Origin of the sequence: Sorangium sp. So ce1014 (assembly GCF_051521505.1) — a bacterium.
Classification (GTDB): Bacteria; Myxococcota_A; Polyangia; order Polyangiales; family Polyangiaceae; genus Sorangium.
Window position 1 is genome coordinate 6,647,467 of the sequence record NZ_CP150356.1, and the last position, 17,457, is coordinate 6,664,923.

The following is a 17,457-nucleotide window of genomic DNA, read 5'->3' on the forward strand; positions in this document are numbered from 1 at the left end:
TCATCGTCTCAGCGGCCCTGCGGCACCACCTCGAGCTCCTCGGGCGCCGCGCTCCCCTCGAGGGGCAGCGTCACCTCCACCCCCTCGTGGACCGGCAAGGTCGCCGCGATGGGCCAGGCACGCGGCGCCCCTCCTTCGCCCGCCGCGACCTCGCGCAGCGTGACGCCCCGCAGCGGAGCCACGCCGCCGTTGAAGAGGCACGCGCGTAGCCGTCCCTCCTCCACCGCGACCGAGCACGGGACGACGTCGGCCGTCGCACGCCGGATCCGCCCGAGCTTCTCCTCCTCCCCGGACGCGGCGGGCAGGAGCGACAGGAGCGCGTCGCGGGCGCGCGGGTCGCGGAGCCAGGCGAGCATCATCGCCGCGTGGATGCGCACCACGCGGTAGCGCGCGCGCGTCAGCTCAAAGAACGCGTCAGGCGACGCCACCCCGGTCTCGCCGTCGAGCAGGCCCGTCACCCCCGGCTCGATCTTGACCTCGGTCCCGGGCGCCTCGACGTGCCACTTCACCGCGCGCCCCGGCCCGAGCGCGCCCTCCCAGAACAGACCGCGCTCGGTGATCCCGGCGCGCTCGTCGCGGCGATCGCGCCGCGCGAACGTGAGCAGCACGCGGAAGTCGCTCACGGGAGCGCCGCTGTTGTTCACGACCGCGAGCTCGAAATCGTAGCGGCCACGCGCCGGCCGCGGCGGGCGCCCGCCCCCATCGCGGCCGGCATCGGCCGGCTCGGCGCCGGCATCGGCCGGCTCCACGCCGGTCTCGCCCGGCTCCGCGGCGGCCTCGTCGTCCTCCGCCCGGTCTCGCCGCAGGATCGGCGCGATCACCCCGGCGCCATCGTCGGGCCCGGTCGAGCCGAGCACGCTGAGGATCGGCACCCCCTGCCGCCAGAGCGGCGAGTCGGCGCGGTCACAGAGGCAGTGCGGGAACGACGGCTCGGCGCGCTCCCGGGCCTCGCTCGAGAGGAGCGCTGCGGCGGCTCCGCGGGCCGTCGGACCGACGCCGCGCGCCGCCCGCCGCTCGGCCGGAGGCAGGTCGCGGGGCGCCGCGAACCGCTGCACGAACGCCATCGTGGCCACGATGCCGACCACGGCGAGCGCCGCGGGCACGAGCACGCGGGCCCGGAGCGGGAGGGCGTCGAACCCGTCCTCACCGCCGCGCTCACGCCCGGGCTGCGCGCCGAGCGGCGTCGGCCGGGGCGCGAACACGGGCGCGGCCGGCGCGTCGGGGGTCGAGGCCGCGAGGCGGTCCGACGCGAAGCCCATGCGGCGCGACAGCTCCGCCACGAGCGCGTCGCGCAGGCGATCCGAGGGCAGGCCTCCCCAGGTCACGAGCCGCGCGGCGAAGCGCAGCGCGAGCCAGGTCGCGAGCCCGACGAGGAGCGCGAGCGACGCGGTGCCGAGCGGGCCGCTCGCGAGATAGTCGGGGGACAGGCCGGCCGCGAGCACGCCGACCGGCGCCGGCGCGATCCAGCTCGCCGCGCGGGCGCGGAGGCGCGCGCGGTAGGCGCTCTCCATCGCCTCCATCGCCGCCGGCGAGATCACGCCGGGCACGCCGGGGAGATCGCCCTCGAAGCGCGCGAGGACGAAGCAGTTGTGCGGCGAGCACGCGGACGGATCGAGCGCCACGCAGAGCGCCTTGCCGCGACGGAAGAGGCCACGGATCGCGGTGTAGGGGACCCCGAAGCGGACCGGCGCCGCCACGGCGCCCAGGGCGAACCCCTCGGCGTAGCCGGCGACACGGACCAGCTCGACCTCGAGCTCCGTCTCGGCGCAGGTGAAGCGCACGGCGCCGACGGCATTGGCGCCTCCCTCGGCGATCGCCAGGGCAGCGACGGAGAACGCACGAGCCAAGGTGGCCGCACCCTAACCGCGCGGGCCGGAGCGCCGCAACGGAAACCCGGCCCGCCCCCGGGACCCGGGCGCGGCGGGAGACCGTTGATCGGGCCGCGCGGGGTGCGTAAGAGGTGGCGGCATGAAGCCTATCCAAATCGTCCTCGCCCTCTCCTGCGCTGTCCTCCTCGGTCCGGTCGCGGGCTGCGAGGACAAGGTCCCCGAACCGGATCTGCCGCCGGGCAGCGCCGTGCCGCAGGTGAAGCCCGCCGAGCCGGAGCCCGCCGACCTCATCAAGGAAGACACCGTCGTGGGCACCGGCCCGGAGGCGAAGGACGGCGACAAGGTCCGCGTCCACTACACAGGGCGCCTGCTCAAGACCAACGCCGAGTTCGACTCCTCCGTCGGCCGGGAGCCGTTCGTGTTCACCCTCGGCAATACGGAGGTCATCAAGGGCTGGGACCTGGGCGTGGTCGGGATGAAGGTGGGCGGCAAGCGCAAGCTCACGATCCCCTCGCCCCTCGCCTACGGCGAGTCGGGCAGCCCGCCGAAGATCCCGGGCAAGGCGACGCTCGTCTTCGACATCGAGCTGCTCGGCATCGGCGACGCCCCGAACGACGCAGCCGCGCCGGCCAAGAAGTAAGGAGGCGCCCAGGGAGACGAGGTGCGCCGCGGGCGACGCGAGGGAGGTGTAGCCCGGAGCGCGCCGCGGGCGCAGCGGAGAGCGCGCTACGTCCAGCGGAGCTGACGCAGGTCGTCCCAGACGTCGCGCGCGGAGAAATAGCGGTAAGCGTCGCGGCGGCGCAGCAGCTTGGCGACCACCTGGCTCAGCGGCGTGCCGAGCGCCTCGGCCTTCTGCCGCGGGGTCCCCTCGGCGATCTGCCGCGTGATCTCCTCGTAAGGGGCGTTCACGTCGATGGCCGGCTGGCCGGTGTGCATCTGGTACATGAGAAGCCCGAGCTGGTAGAGGTCGCTCTGCGTCGTCGTGTAGCCCGCCGTCACGAGCTCGGGCACGAGGATCTTCGGGTTCGCGACCTGCGGGCGGAACCAGCGGGTGACGCCGTCGAGCTGGTGGGCCACGCCGAAGTCGGTGAGCTTGACGAGCGGCCTGTGGTCAAGCTGGGAGATGAGCACGTTGCCCGCGTGCAGGTCGGCGTGCACGACGCCGTTGTCGTGCAGGTACTGCAGCGTCATCAGGAGCTGGCGCGCGAGCTCCAGGAGCAAGGGCGGCTGGAACGGGGTGCCGAGCAGCGCCCGGAGGCTCGTGTCGCACCGCTCGAGCGCCAGGTAGAAGAGGTAGTTCACCTCGAACGCGTCGTGGATGTAGACGATGTTCGGGTGGCGGAAGCTCTCCAGGCGGAGCATCTCGCGCGACCACTCCTCCTTGACGACCTGGTAGGGCTTGTTGGCCGGCCGCAGCATCTTCAGGGCGTACACCTGGTCGAACGGCCCGCTGCACTCGTACACCGAGCCATACTGGCCGTCGCCGATGAGCGCCCCGATCATGTACGTGCCCCGGGTGGAGGTCAGCGCTGAGCCCGGCACCGGAAACGGGATCAGGAAACTGCCAGTCGAGGACCAGGTCACGGCGACGCCATCGTAACCGAAAACGACGGCGCCCGTTCACCCCGCGGCGCTCGCCCCGCCCTGGAGCGCGCCCCCGCGGCCGAGCAGACCCCCGGGACGGCCCGGGCGCAGCGCGCCGAGACCGGCCGGACGCTCATGAAGCCGCGAGCTTCCGCAGGACGTCCGCGGCCTCGGTCTGATCGAGCTCGAGCGCCGCGGCGACGTCGAGCAGGAGCTCGCGCTCGCTGGTCCTGACGATCCCGTCGGAGACCACGACCTGGGCGGCCAGGAAAAAGGCGACCTTCCGGGCCTGCGGGGTGGCGAGCCGCTCCTTGAGCGACGCAAGCCGGGCGGCGCGGCCCTCCTTCTGGAGCTGCTCCACCACGGTACGGATGAGCTCGTCCATCGTGCTCTGAGGGATCCGCCGGTCCGTGAGCGACTCCACGCTCCGCGCGAAATGCACCTTCTCCTCCTGGCTGAACTCGCCGTCGGCGAACGCCGCGAGGAACATCAGCTCGACGAGCGCCTCGAGGTTGGGCTCGTCAAGCGTTTGCAGCGGAGGAGGGCTCATGAGCGGCATCGGATCCGTCTACACCGAGGCCCGGCGGGGGACCAGCCCCCGGCGCGCCCCGGCCCCCGGCGCGTCCGGGGCAAACGCCTCCGCGGGCGGCGTTGGGAGAGGGCGACCGGTGTGTCATGAGTTCGAGGATGCACGTGCGTGAACTCGCCCAGGCGCTCCTCGGCGCGCTCCTCCTCTGCGGCTGCGGCGGCGCGGCCACGATCACGCCGCGCCACGCCGCGGGGCCCCTCCGGCCTGCCACCGCGGCGACGCCGCCCGCCGCGGCGCCGGCCGAAGCCGCCCCACCGCCGCTCCGGCTGCCGTGCGAGCGGGACGATCTCGTGGGCTGCACGAACGGCTGCACCGACCACCAGATCGAGGACTGCGTGACGCTCGGATCGATGTACCTGGGCGGCGCGATCGTCTCGGTCGACGTGGGGCGAGCGATGGGGCTGTTCAAGGAGGCGTGCGCGGAGGGGAGCGCGCGGGGCTGCCTGCGGCTCGGCGACGCGTACCACGATCGGCTCGCGCCCCCCGAGAACGCCGACGCGGCGGACGCGGCGGACGCGGCGGCGCTCTACTGGCACGCGCGCGCGTGCCACGCGGGCGCGAACCTCGGCTGCCTCGCGGCCGGCAGGGCCTACCTCCACGGCCAGGGCGCGAGCGCCGACGCCGGGCGCGCGGCCGCGCTGTTCCAGCGCGTCTGCGAGCGCGGCAACGCCCCCGCCTGCGTCGAGCTCGGGCACCTCCACGCGCAGGGCGAAGGCGTGAAGCGCGACGGACCGAAGTCGGTCGAGCTGTTCACCAAGGCGTGCAAGCTCGGCCTGGACGAGGGGTGCCTGCTGGCGAGCCGGTCCGGCGACGTCCTCCCGCCGCGCGACTGACGCGATCGCCGGCGCGGCCCGATCGCGTCAGTCGGTCCGGCGGCGCAGGGCGATGTCCAGCGCCGCCGTGATCATCGCGGTGAGCTGCGTGTCCGAGACGCTCTCGGACGGGAGCACGACGAGCTCCGCGCCGATGCGCCGCGACAGCTCGATGAACCCCTCCGGATCGAACGCCCGCACGTCCTGGGTCATCACGATGGCCAGCGGGTTCAGCCAGGCCGCGCTCCCGCGCAGCGACACGAGATCGCACGCGAGCAGGTCGGCGCCCTCGACGAAGACCAGCCGGCGGCAACGCTCCGCGAGCTGCTCGCTGGCGCTCACGATCAGGACGACCGAGGCAGAGGCCGTCCGCATGCTGCGCCCCGCGGGGCGCGTCGGTAATTCGCGCGTGCTCATCGCAGCCGAGGTCAGCGAGCGAGGAGCGGACGCCGGTAGGGGACGGGCCCGTCGCCCTCGGCCCGAGCCCGCGCGCGCTCCTCGTCGGCGAGGGCGAGGTCCATGACGAAGGAGCCGAACGACAGCCGGAAATCCCGGTCGTTCGGCTTCGTTGCGTAGAAGGCGAGCAGGGAGAGCACGCTCCCGATCTGCGCCGCGGCCGGGTCGTCCGGGCACGCGCTGAAGCGGTCGGCGAGCGTGCAGAGCTGCCGGAAGAGCGGACCGCCCGGGTGCGGGCCGGCGCTGCACATGGCGAAGGTGCCGCTGCCGCGATATCCGAGCTTCCGGCGCTTCCTTCCGGGGGTACGGGACGGGGGGACCATCGTCATGATTGCTGCCCAAGCCGCCTGTGAAGGTTGAATCGCGCCGCGCAGGGGCTGACCTGCCGCGGGACGCTCTCCATCACTAAAGAGCAGCCGTAAGAGAGTCAATCGGAGAGGACGCGGCGGGCCGGATGAGCGCGAAATTCTGCGGAATGGTCCCCCGTCCGAGCAGCGCGTGGGTATACGTCACCGCATGAAGGCAGTCGTGCTCGCCGGCGGCAAAGGCTCCCGGCTCCGCCCCTACACCGCCCTTATCCCGAAGCCGCTGATGCCGATCGGCGATCACACGATCGTCGAGATCCTCCTCCGGCAGCTCGCGCACGCCGGGGTCACCGACGTGGTGATGTGCGTCGGCCACCAGGCCGCCCTCATCGAGGCGGTCGTCGGCGAGGGGAGGCGGTACGGGCTGCGCCTCTCCTACCAGCGCGAGGACACGCCGCTCGGGACCGTGGGCCCGCTCCGGGTCATCGAGCGGGACCTGCCGGAGCGCTTCCTCGTGATGAACGGCGACATCCTCAGCGACATCGACTTCGCGGCGCTCCACCGCACGGGCGAGGCGGCCGGAGCGCCGCTCGCCGTCGCCGTCTGCGAGCGCGCCTCGAAGATCGACCTGGGCGTGCTCGACCTCGGCCCCGAGGGGCGCGTCGTCGGGTTCCGCGAGAAGCCCACGTACACGTTCTGGGTCAGCATGGGCATCTACGCGATGAGCCGCTCCGTGCTGCGCTTCATCCCGGAGGGCCGGCCGTTCGGGTTCGACGACCTCATGCACGCGCTGCTCGACGCCGGCGAGCAGGTGGCCACCTTCCCCTTCCGGGGCCACTGGCTCGACATCGGCAGGAGCGACGACTTCGCCGAGGCGCAGGAGGAGTTCGAGAAGAACCGGCAGCGGTACCTACCGGAGTGACGCGGCGAGCGCCTCGCACACGGCGTCGACATCGGCGTCCTGCATGCGCGGGTGGAGCGGGAGCGTGAGCTCGCGGCCCGCGATCGCGTCCGTCCGCGAGAGCCCCTCCTTGCGCACCCGGTCCGAGGCGCCGTGGTGCGAGAAGCGGTGGATCGGCGTGTAGTGCACGCTCGTCTGGACGCCGCGCGCCTTCATGGCCTCCATCACGGCCTCGCGCGAGGCGCCCTCGGGCAGGAGCACCGGCATGATGTGGTGCGCGCTCTCGCCCAGCCCGCGCGCGTAGAAGTCGCGGTACGGGAGCCCGACGCCCGGCAGGCCGGCGAGGCGCTCGTGGTAGCGCGCCACGAGCGCCCGCCGCCGCGCGTTGCCCGCCGCGAGCCGGCCGAGCTGCACGATGCCGATGGCGCTGCGGATCTCGTCGATGCGGTAGTTCATGCCGGCGGCCACGACGTCGTACGTGAACGCGTGCCCCTTGTGCCGGTCGAGGGTCAGCGTCGTCATCCCGTGCGCGCGGAGGAGCCGCATGCGCGCGAGGAGCGCGTCGTCCTTCGCGATCACGGCGCCCCCCTCGCCGACCGCGAGGTTCTTGTTCGAGAAGAAGCTCAGGCAGCCGACGTCGCCCAGCGTCCCGAGCGCCCTGCCCCGGTAGCTCGCGAGCGGCGCGTGCGCCGCGTCCTCGACCACGGCGATCCCCCGCTCGGCCGCGATCGCGGCGATCGCGTCCATGTCGCAGGGGTAGCCGGCGTAATGGACGACCGCGATCGCCCGCGTCCTCGGGGTGATCTTGCGGGCGATGTCGGCGGGGTCGACGCCGAGGTCGTCGTCGCCGACGATGTCGGCGAGCACCACGTTCGCGCCGCACTGGAGCGCGGCGTTGGCGGTCGCCACGAACGTGAGGCTCGGGCAGATCACCTCGTCGCCGGGGCCCACCGAGAGCGCCGTGTACGCGAGGTGCAGCGCGGCGGTGCAGTTCGTCACGGCGAGCACCCTCGGGGTGCCGAGCGCCTCGCCGAGCTTCTGCTCGAACTGCGCCGTCCGCTCCCCCATCGTCAGCCAGCCCGACGCGACGACCTGCCGCGCGGCCTCCGCTTCTTCAGGCCCGAACGAGAGATCGCTGAGAGGTATCTTCCACATGGCGTTCCATCCATCCCCGCCGGCGCCGCGCCGGAGAGCCGAGCGTGAGGCGCCCGGACGGCGCGGCGTCGTGCGTCAGATCGCGTACTCGCGGGGCCGGTACTCGGCGAGGTGGCGCTCGACATAGGCGTACGTGCGCGCGAGCCCCTCCTCGAGCGGCACGCGGGGCGCGTAGCCGACGAGCTCCGTGGCGCGGCGGAAATCGGCGAGCAGCACCATCACCTCGCTCGCGTCGGGGCGCACCCGGGCCTCGTCCGTCACGAGCTCCGCGCGCTTGCCGGTCACCTCGAAGATGAGCCGGACGAGATCGCCGATGGAGATGGCGCGCCCGCTCCCCACGTTGAGCGTCTGCCCGACGGCCCGCGCGCTCGAGCCGACGAGGAGGAAGCCCGCGACGGTGTCGGACACGAAGTTGAGGTCCCGCACCGGCGCGGTGCTCCCGATGCGGAGCGCGGCGCTCCCGGCGGCGAGCTGCTGCATCACGCTCGGGATGATCGCGCGCGACGACTGCCGCGGGCCGTAGGTGTTGAACGGCCTGATCGTCGCGACCTCGAGGCCAAAGGAGAGGTGGTAGCTCTCGGCGAGCTTGTCGGCGCCGATCTTCGTGGCCGAGTACGGGGACTGGCCGGTCAGCGGGTGGGCCTCGTCGATCGGGGTGTAGCGCGCGGTGCCGTAGGTCTCGCTCGTCGAGGTGTGGACCACGCGCGCGCCGTGCTCGCGCGCCGCTTCGAGGACGTTCAGCGTGCCCTGCACGTTCGTCGCGACGTACTGCTGCGGGGCCACGTACGAGTACGGGATGCCGATCAGGGCCGCGAGGTGGAACACGACGTCGGCGCCGCGCACGAGCGACCGGACCGCGCCCGCGTCCTCCACGTTGCCGGGGACGACCTCCACCTGCGCGAGGACGTCCTCGGGGAGCCGGTCGAGGTGCCCGCGCCGCGAGCCCGAGGTGTACCGGACGAGGGCCCGCACGCGCGCGCCCTCCCGGACCAGCGCCTCGACGAGGTGGCTGCCGATGAACCCGCCGGCGCCGGTCACGACGGCCCGCTTGCCGCGATAGAAGCCTTCGCTCACGGCCGCGTCCGTGGCCTCTGCGGGTGCGCGCGTCAAGCGCGTACCGACGCGCGGGGCTCGCGGTCGGGCGACGCCGCCGCGATCACTGGATCTGGATCTGGTCGGTGGGCGTGTTGCCCGCCCCCTCCGGGGCGCCGATCTCGCGGTGCACGCAGAGCCCCTGCTTGCAGTAGGACTGCGGCGGGCTCTTGCAGTCGACCTTGGGCTCCTCGCACTGGCCCGTCTTGTAGCTCTCCGCGAGGGGCTTGATCTTGTCGGAGGTCGCATTGCTGATGGGCTTCGCACAGCCCGGCCACTCGCTCTGGCGGCAGTCGACGTCCGTGTTGCAGTGCTGCGCCTTGTTCACCATCTCGAAGGCGTCACCGCGGAGCTTGTCGCACTCCTTGGGCTCCATCTTGCTGTCGCAGCCGGCGAGCAGCGCGAGCAGGAGGAGGCTTTCGGCCAGGCGGAGCGGGGTTCGAGATCGGAAGGAGGCCGTTCCAGGCCGCCCCCTTCGAGGAGCACTCGCGATCATTCAGGGTTCTCCCGGTCAAGGTCGCCCTTCCGCGCCGGAAGGGAGCGGCTTGCGCCGAGCCCTTCGTATCACGGCTGGATTCGGACGCGCAGCTGGCGTAGCCCGTCGGCATGGTTCGTCCTCGAGAAGGCACCGGGGCCGGCGGCGCCGTGCACGGCGGTTCCGGCGCGGCTGCCCAGAGTTGCCTGCGGGTGCTCACCCTGAACATCTGGAACCGCCACGACCCGTGGGAGGCGCGCCTCGGCCTCATCCGGAAGGGCGTTCGCGAGCTCGACCCCGACGTGGTCGGGCTCCAGGAGGTGCTGTCGTACGAGGGCCGGTCGCTGGCCGACGACATCGCGGAGGGGCTCGGCTACGAGGCCGCGTTCGGCGCCGCGCACGACCTCGGCGGCGGCGTGCTCTTCGGCAACGCCGTGCTGTCGCGCTGGCCGATCCGGCGGAGCCAGGCGTTCCCCCTGCCGACGGGCGAGACCGACGAGAAGCGCTCGATCCTGCTCGCCGAGCTCGCGTCGCCTCGCGGCGTGATCCCGTTCTTCGTCACCCACCTGAACTGGAAGTTCCACCACGGCGCCGTGCGCGAGGCGCAGGTCGCGGCCGTGGCCGAGGTCGTCTTGCGCGAGGCGCCCATGGACGGCCTGCCGCCCATCGTGGTCGGCGACTTCAACGCTCAGCCCGAGTCCACGGAGATCCGATTCATGAAGGGGCTGCACGCCCTGAACCAGAAGAGCGTGTACTTCGCCGACACCTTCGATCAGACGGGCAAGGGCCCCGGGTTCACCTTCGATCCCGTGCGGAACCCGTTCGCGGCGATCACGAACGAGTACCCGCGCCGCATCGACTACGTCTTCGTCCGGGGCCCGGACAAGCAAGGGCGGGGCAAGCCGCTCTCGTCGCGGGTCGTCTTCGAGGAGCTCGAGGACGGCGTCGCCGCCTCGGATCATTACGGGGTGCTGTCGGAGCTCTCGATCTAGGGCTCGCTCCGGCGGGCTGCCGGCGCCGGCCGTCGCCCGCCTCGACGCGGCCGAGGGCCGAGCTCGAGCGCTGGCGCGAGCGGGTGCTCGGCAAGCCGAGAGGACGGCCGAGGAGCCCCCGTCGACCCCCGGGCATCCTCTAGGATGCCCTGTTCACGTGTACACTGGCGTCATGTCGACCCCTCGAGCCCCGGGCGACGCCCCGCCGAGCCCGCCCGACGCTCCCGGCGAGTGCTCGGCTCCCCTGCCCGCTGCCCCCCTGCGCGTCGGCCCGGTCGTGCCGGACGCCCTGGCGCTCATCGGCGGCACGCCGCTCGTCCGACTCGCCCGGATCTCGCCCGAGGGAGGCGGCGTCATCTACGGCAAGCTCGAGTCGATGAACCCGGGCGGCAGCGTCAAGGACAGGGCGGCGCTCGGCATGGTGCTCTGCGCCGAGCGCGAAGGGGCCCTCAGGAAAGGGTCGACCCTCGTCGAGGCGACGAGCGGCAACACCGGGATCAGCCTCGCGATGATCGCGGCCGTGCGCGGCTACCGCTGCGTGGTGGTCATGCCCGAGGACATGAGCGTCGAGCGCCGGCACATCCTCCGCGCGTACGGCGCCGAGATCGTCCTCACGCCCGAGGGCCAGGGCATGGCCGGCGCGGTCGCCCGCGCGGCCGAGATCTGCGCGGCGACCCCCGGCGCCTGGATGAGCCAGCAGTTCCAGAACCCGGCGAACCCCGCCGCTCACGCGCGCGCCACCGGCCTCGAGATCCTCGCGCAGACCGGCGGCGACATCGCGGCGCTCGTCGTCGGCGTGGGCACCGGCGGCACGCTGACCGGCTGCGGGCGCGTGCTCAGGGAGCAGCTGGGCAGCGCGGTCCGCATCTGCGCCGTCGAGCCGACGAACAGCGCCGTGCTCTCGGGTCGAGGCCCAGGCCCGCACGGCATCCAGGGCCTCGGCCCCGGCTTCGTGCCGGCGATCCTCGAGCGCTCGCTCATCGACGAGATCCTCACCGTCACGGAGGCGGGCGCGTCCCGCATGGTGCGGCGGCTCGCCCGCGAAGAGGGGCTCCTCGTCGGGCCGAGCTCCGGCGCCAACGTCCATGCGGCCCTGGAGGTCGCGCGCAAGGTGCGCGGGACGATCGTGACGGTGCTGCCCGATTCGGGGGAGCGCTACCTGACCTGAGCCGCGTCCGGCCGCGGCGCGCCCTGCTCGTCCGCCGGGCCCTCCGCGACGGTCGTCGTCCCAGACGGGGATCCCAGGCCGCCATCGGCGATGGCTCGGCGGCTCCTCGCCGCCCCGGCGCGCATCGCTGCGCCGCGGGCCGCGCCGTGGAGCACCTGCTCGACCATCGGCTCGTGCAGCGCGAGCAGCCGCGCCGGGGCCACGCCGAGGACCACGGTGAGCGCCACCATCGCCAGCAGGAACGCCCGCTCGCGAAACAGGAGCGCCTCCACCGAGGCGCCCCGCAGGTCGCGCCCCAGCGGACCCAGGAAGGCGCGCTGGAACGCGCGGAACAGCGTGATCCCGTTGAGCGCCGCCGCCGCCAGCGCCAGCACCGCCAGCACCGGGTGAATGTGTAAAATTCCATGCAGGAGCAGATCCTCGCTCACGAACGAGAGCGCCCCCGGCATCCCGATCGCCGCGCACGCGAGCAGGAAGAAGAACGCGGCCATGCGCGGCGTCCGGGCCACGAGGCCGCCGAGCGCGCGCGTGTCGGCGGTGCCGGTGCGCGCCTCGAGCGCTCCGATGACCATCGCGAGCCCCGTGATCGCGATCGACGACGCGACGGTCTGGAGGAGCGCTCCGCTCACGCTCTCCCGGCTCAGCGAGGCGATCCCCAGGAGCACGAGCCCCTTCTGGCTCGCCACGAGGTAGCCGAGCAGCCGGCGCAGATCCGTCTGGACGAGCGCGAGCACGGCGCCGTGCAGCGCGCTCACCAGGCCGAGGACGGCGAGGATCGGCATGCCCTCGGCGCAGCCGGCGGGCAGGAGCGCCACCCCGACGCGCAGGAGCACGCAGACGCCGACCTGCATCTCGGCGAGCAGGACGGTCACGCCGAGCGGCCCCCGCTCGAGCAGCACGGGCAGCCAGCCGTGGAACGGCACGGCGGCCATGCGCATCAGCACGGCGATCCCGACGAGCGCGAACAGCGGCGACTGCCACGCCTCGGGGATGCCGACGCGCGAGATCTCCTCGATGTCGAACGGCAGGGCCGCTCCGCGGCGCGCGGCGAGCACGGCCATGGCGCCGATCGCCAGGGTGAGCGGCGCCGCGCCTCCCAGCAGGAAGATGCGGCAGGTGCGCCGGAGGAGCGGGTCCAGGGCGCCCTTCCTGGCCACCAGGCGCTCGATCGGCACGAGCGCGGCGAGCCACGACGCCGCGAGCACCGCGAGGTCGAGCGCGCAGAACACGCCGAGGATGGCGCTCCCCGTGGCGAGCAGCGCCGCGGCGGTGGGCCGATCGAGCGCGGCGCGCGGGCCCGCCGCGACCAGGGCGAGCAGGACGAAGCCGAGCAGCGGGAGCAGGGCGGTGGTGTAGCCGTCGAGGCCGAGCCGGAGGCGCGCCCCGAGCAGCGGCAGGGCGGGCCCCCCCGCGGTGAGCGCGACGCCGGCGCACGAGAGCGCGAGCGGCACCACCGAGAGGAGCAGGGTGAGCGCCCCGCCGACGACGGCCGCGCGGCGCGCGCCCTCGTCGCTGCGCGCCCGGGAGGCGACGAGCGCCGCGACCGCCGGCGTGAGGATGAGCGCCGCGAGGATCGGAAATGAGCTCACGTCCGCGCTCCCTTCGTGTCGCGCGCTGGAGGCTCGAAGGCCATGGCGCGCTCGTCTTCGATCCCGCGCGCGGGCTGCTCCCCCGGCTCGGCGGCGGCGCGCTCGGGCCAGCCGCTCAGCGCCGCCACCCACCGGCGCTCGCTCCGGTCGAGCAGGCGCCCGAGGCGCATCAGCGGCGCGGCGACGAGCCGCTCCTGCAGCGCCTCGAGGTGGAAGCGATCGAGGGCGAGCCAGTACGCGCGCCGCACGAGCGCCGCCGGCAGCATGCGGGCGGCGAGCCCGAGGGGCGGCAGCGGCTCGCCGGCGTGCGCGGCCCGGATCTCCTGCGCGTCGCGGAGCGCCGAGGGGGCGCGCAGCATCTGGAGGCAGCGCAGGCACGCGTGCGCGAACAGGTGGACGAGCGCGAGCCGGTAGAGCCCGAGCCCGATCTCCACGAACATGAGCCCCACCTGCGTCATCGTCGCGTGCGCGAGCGCGTTCTTCACGTCCGCCTGCACGCGCCCGACCATCGTGCCGTAGATGGCCGTCGCCGCCCCGACGCAGGCGATCACCGCGCTCGCGGCCGGAGAGCGCTGGAGCAGCGGGGCCACGCGCAGCATCAGGTACACCCCCGCGTGCACCGAGATCGCGCCGTAGAAGAGCGCGCTCGAGGGCGTCGGCCCCTCCATGGCCCGCGGCAGCCAGCTCCCCAGCGGGAACTGCGCGCTCTTACCCATCGCGGCGAGGAACAGGCACAGCGCGATCGCCGTGGCCGCTCCGGGGCCGAGCGACGCGGCGGCCCCGGGCCAGGGGGCGCCGCCGAACGCCACGCCCCACTGCGAGGAGCGGGCGAGATCGTGCATGAGCACCGCGCCCCCGAGCAGCCCGACGTCGCAGAGCCGGTAGGTGATGTAGACGCGCACCGCGGCCCGCGGCGGCGCCTCGCGGTCGTGGAAGAAGGCCACGAGCAGCACGCTCGTCACGCCCACGAGCTCCCAGCCGGCGAAGAGCAGGTCGACGGTGCCCGCCGACACGAGCGCCAGCATGCCCGTCGAGAACAGCGCGAGGAGCAGGAAGAACCGCGCAAACCCTGGCTCGCGGTGCAGGTACGCCACCGAGAACCGGCCGACCGTGAGCGCGATCAGCGAGACGAGCACCATCATCGTCGCCGACAGGCGATCGACGAGCAGGACGATCTCGAACGCGTAGCTTCCGGTCCCGAACCAGCGGCCGAGCTCCACCGGGAGAAAGGCGTAGGGCGCCGCGACGGCCGAGCCCCAGATGGCCAGCGAGGCCGCGAGCGAGACCGAGAGCGCGGACAGCACGGCGCGCGAGATGACGCGCTCGCTCGGCGTGCGCAGGAGCAGCAGGTAGGCCCCGAGCGCGGCGAAGATCGCCGCCGGGGAGAGCACGGCGAGCGCGGCGAGCTTGCCGAGCAGCACGTCAGACAGCATGGCCTTTGACCTCACGTGGCCGCGTGGACGCGGCGCCGATGAGCGCTGGCGGGACGAAGCCGGATCTCCCGGCGTACCAGTCGGCGGAGCGCTGGACCGCCGGCAAGGGGTCGTCCGGGGGAGAGAACGGCGCGAAGCCGTCCCCCGTGAAGCACGCGATCCGGCGCGTCGCCGGATCGACGCAGGCGAGCTGGATCCAGCCGTTGCAGATGAGCTCGCGGAGGGCCGGCTGCCGCGCGCAGAGCGCGGCGGCCGTCTCCGTGCTCGCCTCCACGGCGACGAGCAGGCGCACCGGCTCGTGGATCTCGATCATCTGCCTCGGCAGCCCGGTGCGCAGGTCGCTCAGCGCTCCCTCCATGACCCCGAGCATCGAGACCAGGTTGTGGGGGAGCTTGGTGCCGGCGCCGTAGCGGCGGTTGTCGACGCAGGAGAAGTAGTATTCGAGGTTGATCCCCGCCCCGACCGGGCCGACCGCGAGCAGGACACGCTCGAGGATCGCGCCGCCCGGGTCCTGCGTCGGGTCGTACGACACGAGGAACGCCCTGCGATCGAGGAACAGCCCGCGCGTGAGCGCGCGGCGGCCGACCACGCAGACGGCGTTGGTCACGTGCCCGAGCTCGGGCCGGGCCTCGCTGAGATCCGCGGCGCGCGCCTCGACGTGCGCGAGCGCCCGCGCGGGGTCGCTCTCGTCAGGCGCCGACGCGAAGCGACGGCAGCGCTCGTGCGCGTGCAGCTCGCGCGCCGCGTCCAGGGCGCCGAGCAGCGCCGAGAGCTCGCCGCGGTGCGACGCCGGCGCGAGGTGCTGGTCGTAGAGGACGATCTCGTCGGTCGTCGTGTTGTTCATGCCGCCGAGGAAGAAGGTCCCGTCCGGGAGGTCGATCCCCCGGCCGCGGAGCGAAGCGCGGACCTCGGGGTCGTTCGCCATGGCCGCGAACAGCCGCGCGTTCGGGCCGCCGTGGCGGCCGCCGCACGCGCCGCAGTCGTAGGCCGACTGGTGCGGGTTGTTCACGCTGGTCGACCCGTGGCCGAGCACGGCCACGATCGGCGCGAAGCCGCGCGTGAGCCCCATGTTCTCCAGCGTGGCGGCCACCCGGGCCGCCTTCTCGGCGGCGGTGAACGGCCGCCCCTCGCCGGCCGCGCCGGAGCCCTCGTCGTGCGGGCTGTGGAGCCGCGTCGGCACCGCGGGGAACATGCGCCGCTCGAGCGCGCGGCGCAGGCGCGCCGTCGCCCGCGGGAAAAGGATGCGCCCGACGAGCGGGAGGGTGGAGAACAGGCCCAGGGTCGGCGTGAGCAGCACGCCGCGCGCCAGGGTGCGGGTGCCGCGCCCGAGGGCGTGCAGGAGCCGCGCCCAGCGCCTACGGCGGACCTTTCGGCGGCGGCCCGCCTCCTCCTCGTGCGGTCGCTCGACGATCTCGTGCGCCGGCTCCACGCCGACCGGGCAGAGGCTCGCGTGGCCGGCGTCGTCGAGCCCCCGGTAGCGGATCGGCACGCCGAAGAAGCCGGCCACGCCGAAGGTCTCGTGCCGCGGCGAGAGCTCCTCGAAATGCCGCCTCAGCCCCTCGCAGCGATCGTCGATGCAGAAGGCGACCTGGAAGCGGGGCTCCTTCACCGCGCGGTCGTCCTCCGGGCGGCGCAGGTTCGCGGCGATCCCGTGCAGCGCCTCGACCCGATGGTGGTGCTCGTAGGCCTCCTGCAGGACGCGGCGCCGCGCGATCCCGTCGAACGCCTCGAGCGCCGACAGCGCCCAGACGCGATCCGCCTTCGACAGCCGCTCGACCTCGGCGGCCGGCAGCCCGGCGAGCTGAGCGAGCTGGAACAGGCGGAACGGCCGATCGTGCTCGGGCGAGCGCGCCGGCGGCGCCGTCGGCCGTGCCCCGCGGCGGGCGTGCTCGACGAGCCCGGCGAGGGGCCCTGTGTATCCGAGACGCCGGCGCGCGACGTCGCGCAGCGCGTACCGGGCGAGGGTCAGGCGGACGGCCAGGTACTCGACAAGCGACGCGGGCGGCGAGCCCGACGGCCGGTCGCCCGGGGTATGCTCGAGGCGGTGGATCATGCCGGCCCACCCCGGCAGCTCGAGCAGCACGCGTGTCACGTACCCCTCCCAGGGGTCCTCGGGCACCCCGAGCTCGTCGAGGGCGCGGGCGGCGATGGCGGGCGGCGGGAGCCCCGCCGCGTCGAGGCGGCGGAGCTCCGCGTCGAGCCCCGTGAAGGCCGGAGCAGCGAGGCGCGAGCCCTCGAGCGCCATGTCGCGGAAGCAGCGCCAGATCCCCTGCGCCCGATCGGGCATCGCCCAGTGCGCGACGCCCTCGTCGAGGTAGGCGGCGAGGAGCCGGATCACGAGCGGATCGACGAGCTCGGCCGGATCCTCGCCTGCCAGCGCGAGCAGCAGATCGCGGTGCGACCGGTCGACGCCCACGCGATCGACGAGCGGCGGCTCCGCGGGCGGGGCGGGCGGCAGCGGCACGGCGCGGCACGCGTCCCAGAGCGCGAGCGCGGCGCGCGACTCCGGATCGCGGCCGCCCTGGTCGAGGAGGCGCGCTGCGGTCTCGGGGCGCTCCTCGAGCCAGCGCTCCGTGCTCTCCAGGATGCGCCAGCGCCGCTCGGCGGGGGCGTCGGCCCGGAGCCTCCGCGTCTCCCCCACCTCGGAGATGCGCCACGAGAGGCCCGCCGCCGTCTCCGCCTCGATGGGATAGCGCAGCGCGAGCCGCTCGATCTCGTGGCGGGACAGCGGGCCCCGTCGCTCGTCCGGATGCGCCGCGAAGCGCCCCGCGAGCGCCGCCTCGAGGTCCTCGTCGTCGATGCGACCCGACGCGATGTGCGCGCGGTAATCCGCCTCCGCGAGGTACGGCTCCGCCTCGAAGACGGCGCTCGCCGCGGCGAGCGCGTCGTGGAACGGCAGGTGCTGGAACGCGTGCAGCGTGTTGTGGTGGACGAACACGCCGATGGGCCCTTGCGCCGGCAGGAGGTGCCCGGCGTGCTCGACCACGTCGCAAAGGCGCCTCTGCCGGGCGGCGCTCGCGCGGAGATCTCGAGAGAGCTCGCTGTTCATGGCGATCCTGGAGAAAGGTTGTTCCTGG

The 17,457-nt window shown here is 73.9% G+C and carries 16 protein-coding genes; 5 read left to right on the forward strand and 11 right to left on the reverse strand.

What is annotated here, in order from left to right; genetic code table 11:
- Positions 1-8: 8 nt before the first annotated feature.
- On the reverse strand, positions 9-1,847 hold the full coding sequence (locus WME75_RS25035; RefSeq protein WP_437475904.1) for a hypothetical protein: 1,839 nt from the start codon (positions 1,845-1,847) through the stop codon (positions 9-11).
- Positions 1,848-1,968: 121 nt separating this feature from the next.
- Here WME75_RS25035 and WME75_RS25040 point away from each other — a divergent pair, with 121 nt between their 5' ends.
- Positions 1,969-2,469 (forward strand): FKBP-type peptidyl-prolyl cis-trans isomerase, encoded by a 501-nt coding sequence (locus WME75_RS25040; protein ID WP_437475905.1) that lies wholly within the window; start codon positions 1,969-1,971, stop codon positions 2,467-2,469.
- 86 nt (positions 2,470-2,555) lie between these two features.
- On the opposite strand, the gene WME75_RS25045 is transcribed toward WME75_RS25040, so the two are convergent.
- Together WME75_RS25045 and WME75_RS25050 are read right to left on the reverse strand one after the other, a co-directional pair.
- Positions 2,556-3,413, reverse strand: a complete 858-nt coding sequence (locus WME75_RS25045; protein WP_437475906.1) for a serine/threonine protein kinase — start codon at positions 3,411-3,413, stop codon at positions 2,556-2,558.
- Between the two features lie 133 nt (positions 3,414-3,546).
- Positions 3,547-3,963, reverse strand: a complete 417-nt coding sequence (locus WME75_RS25050) for a tellurite resistance TerB family protein (protein ID WP_437475907.1) — start codon at positions 3,961-3,963, stop codon at positions 3,547-3,549.
- A gap of 137 nt (positions 3,964-4,100) precedes the next feature.
- Between WME75_RS25050 and WME75_RS25055 the strand changes: the two genes are divergently transcribed.
- Positions 4,101-4,835, forward strand: a complete 735-nt coding sequence (locus tag WME75_RS25055; RefSeq protein ID WP_437475908.1) for a tetratricopeptide repeat protein — start codon at positions 4,101-4,103, stop codon at positions 4,833-4,835.
- A gap of 27 nt (positions 4,836-4,862) precedes the next feature.
- Here WME75_RS25055 and WME75_RS25060 read toward each other — a convergent pair whose 3' ends face one another.
- Both WME75_RS25060 and WME75_RS25065 read right to left on the reverse strand, forming a co-directional pair.
- Positions 4,863-5,189 carry a hypothetical protein gene (locus tag WME75_RS25060; RefSeq protein ID WP_437475909.1) on the reverse strand — a complete coding sequence of 109 codons (327 nt, stop codon included), beginning with the start codon at positions 5,187-5,189 and terminating at the stop codon, positions 4,863-4,865.
- Positions 5,190-5,242: 53 nt separating this feature from the next.
- Complete coding sequence (locus WME75_RS25065; protein WP_437475910.1) at positions 5,243-5,599, reverse strand: hypothetical protein; 357 nt, start codon at positions 5,597-5,599, stop codon at positions 5,243-5,245.
- A 187-nt stretch (positions 5,600-5,786) separates the two neighbouring features.
- Between WME75_RS25065 and WME75_RS25070 the strand changes: the two genes are divergently transcribed.
- Positions 5,787-6,497, forward strand: coding sequence for a nucleotidyltransferase family protein (locus WME75_RS25070; protein ID WP_437475911.1), 711 nt, complete (start codon positions 5,787-5,789; stop codon positions 6,495-6,497).
- On the opposite strand, the gene WME75_RS25075 is transcribed toward WME75_RS25070, so the two are convergent.
- The 3 genes from WME75_RS25075 to WME75_RS25085 all read right to left on the reverse strand — a co-directional run bounded on the left by WME75_RS25075 (position 6,486) and on the right by WME75_RS25085 (position 9,219).
- The gene (locus WME75_RS25075; RefSeq protein WP_437475912.1) at positions 6,486-7,631 is read right to left on the reverse strand and encodes a DegT/DnrJ/EryC1/StrS family aminotransferase; all 1,146 of its coding nucleotides are present in this window, start codon (positions 7,629-7,631) and stop codon (positions 6,486-6,488) included. The two genes, WME75_RS25070 and WME75_RS25075, sit on opposite strands and share 12 nt — an antisense overlap.
- Before the next feature lie 75 nt (positions 7,632-7,706).
- On the reverse strand, positions 7,707-8,705 hold the full coding sequence (locus WME75_RS25080) for an SDR family NAD(P)-dependent oxidoreductase (protein ID WP_437475913.1): 999 nt from the start codon (positions 8,703-8,705) through the stop codon (positions 7,707-7,709).
- Between the two features lie 82 nt (positions 8,706-8,787).
- Positions 8,788-9,219, reverse strand: a complete 432-nt coding sequence (locus WME75_RS25085) for a hypothetical protein (protein ID WP_437475914.1) — start codon at positions 9,217-9,219, stop codon at positions 8,788-8,790.
- Positions 9,220-9,329: 110 nt separating this feature from the next.
- Here WME75_RS25085 and WME75_RS25090 point away from each other — a divergent pair, with 110 nt between their 5' ends.
- Positions 9,330-10,190 carry an endonuclease/exonuclease/phosphatase family protein gene (locus WME75_RS25090; protein WP_437475915.1) on the forward strand — a complete coding sequence of 287 codons (861 nt, stop codon included), beginning with the start codon at positions 9,330-9,332 and terminating at the stop codon, positions 10,188-10,190.
- Positions 10,191-10,467: 277 nt separating this feature from the next.
- Positions 10,468-11,358 carry a cysteine synthase A gene (gene cysK, locus WME75_RS25095; RefSeq protein WP_437494919.1) on the forward strand — a complete coding sequence of 297 codons (891 nt, stop codon included), beginning with the start codon at positions 10,468-10,470 and terminating at the stop codon, positions 11,356-11,358.
- On the opposite strand, the gene WME75_RS25100 is transcribed toward cysK, so the two are convergent.
- From WME75_RS25100 to WME75_RS25110, 3 genes are read right to left on the reverse strand one after another with little or no spacing between them, the layout of a single operon-like run.
- Positions 11,346-12,947 (reverse strand): complex I subunit 4 family protein, encoded by a 1,602-nt coding sequence (locus WME75_RS25100; RefSeq protein WP_437475916.1) that lies wholly within the window; start codon positions 12,945-12,947, stop codon positions 11,346-11,348. The genes cysK and WME75_RS25100 overlap by 13 nt on opposite strands.
- A complete protein-coding gene (locus WME75_RS25105) occupies positions 12,944-14,380 on the reverse strand; it encodes an NADH-quinone oxidoreductase subunit 5 family protein (protein ID WP_437475917.1) in 1,437 nt (478 codons plus the stop codon). Before WME75_RS25105 ends, WME75_RS25100 begins: the two co-directional genes overlap by 4 nt.
- On the reverse strand, positions 14,370-17,429 hold the full coding sequence (locus WME75_RS25110; protein ID WP_437475918.1) for a YbcC family protein: 3,060 nt from the start codon (positions 17,427-17,429) through the stop codon (positions 14,370-14,372). The genes WME75_RS25105 and WME75_RS25110 overlap by 11 nt, the downstream gene beginning before the upstream one ends.
- Between the last annotated feature and the right edge of the window lie 28 nt (positions 17,430-17,457).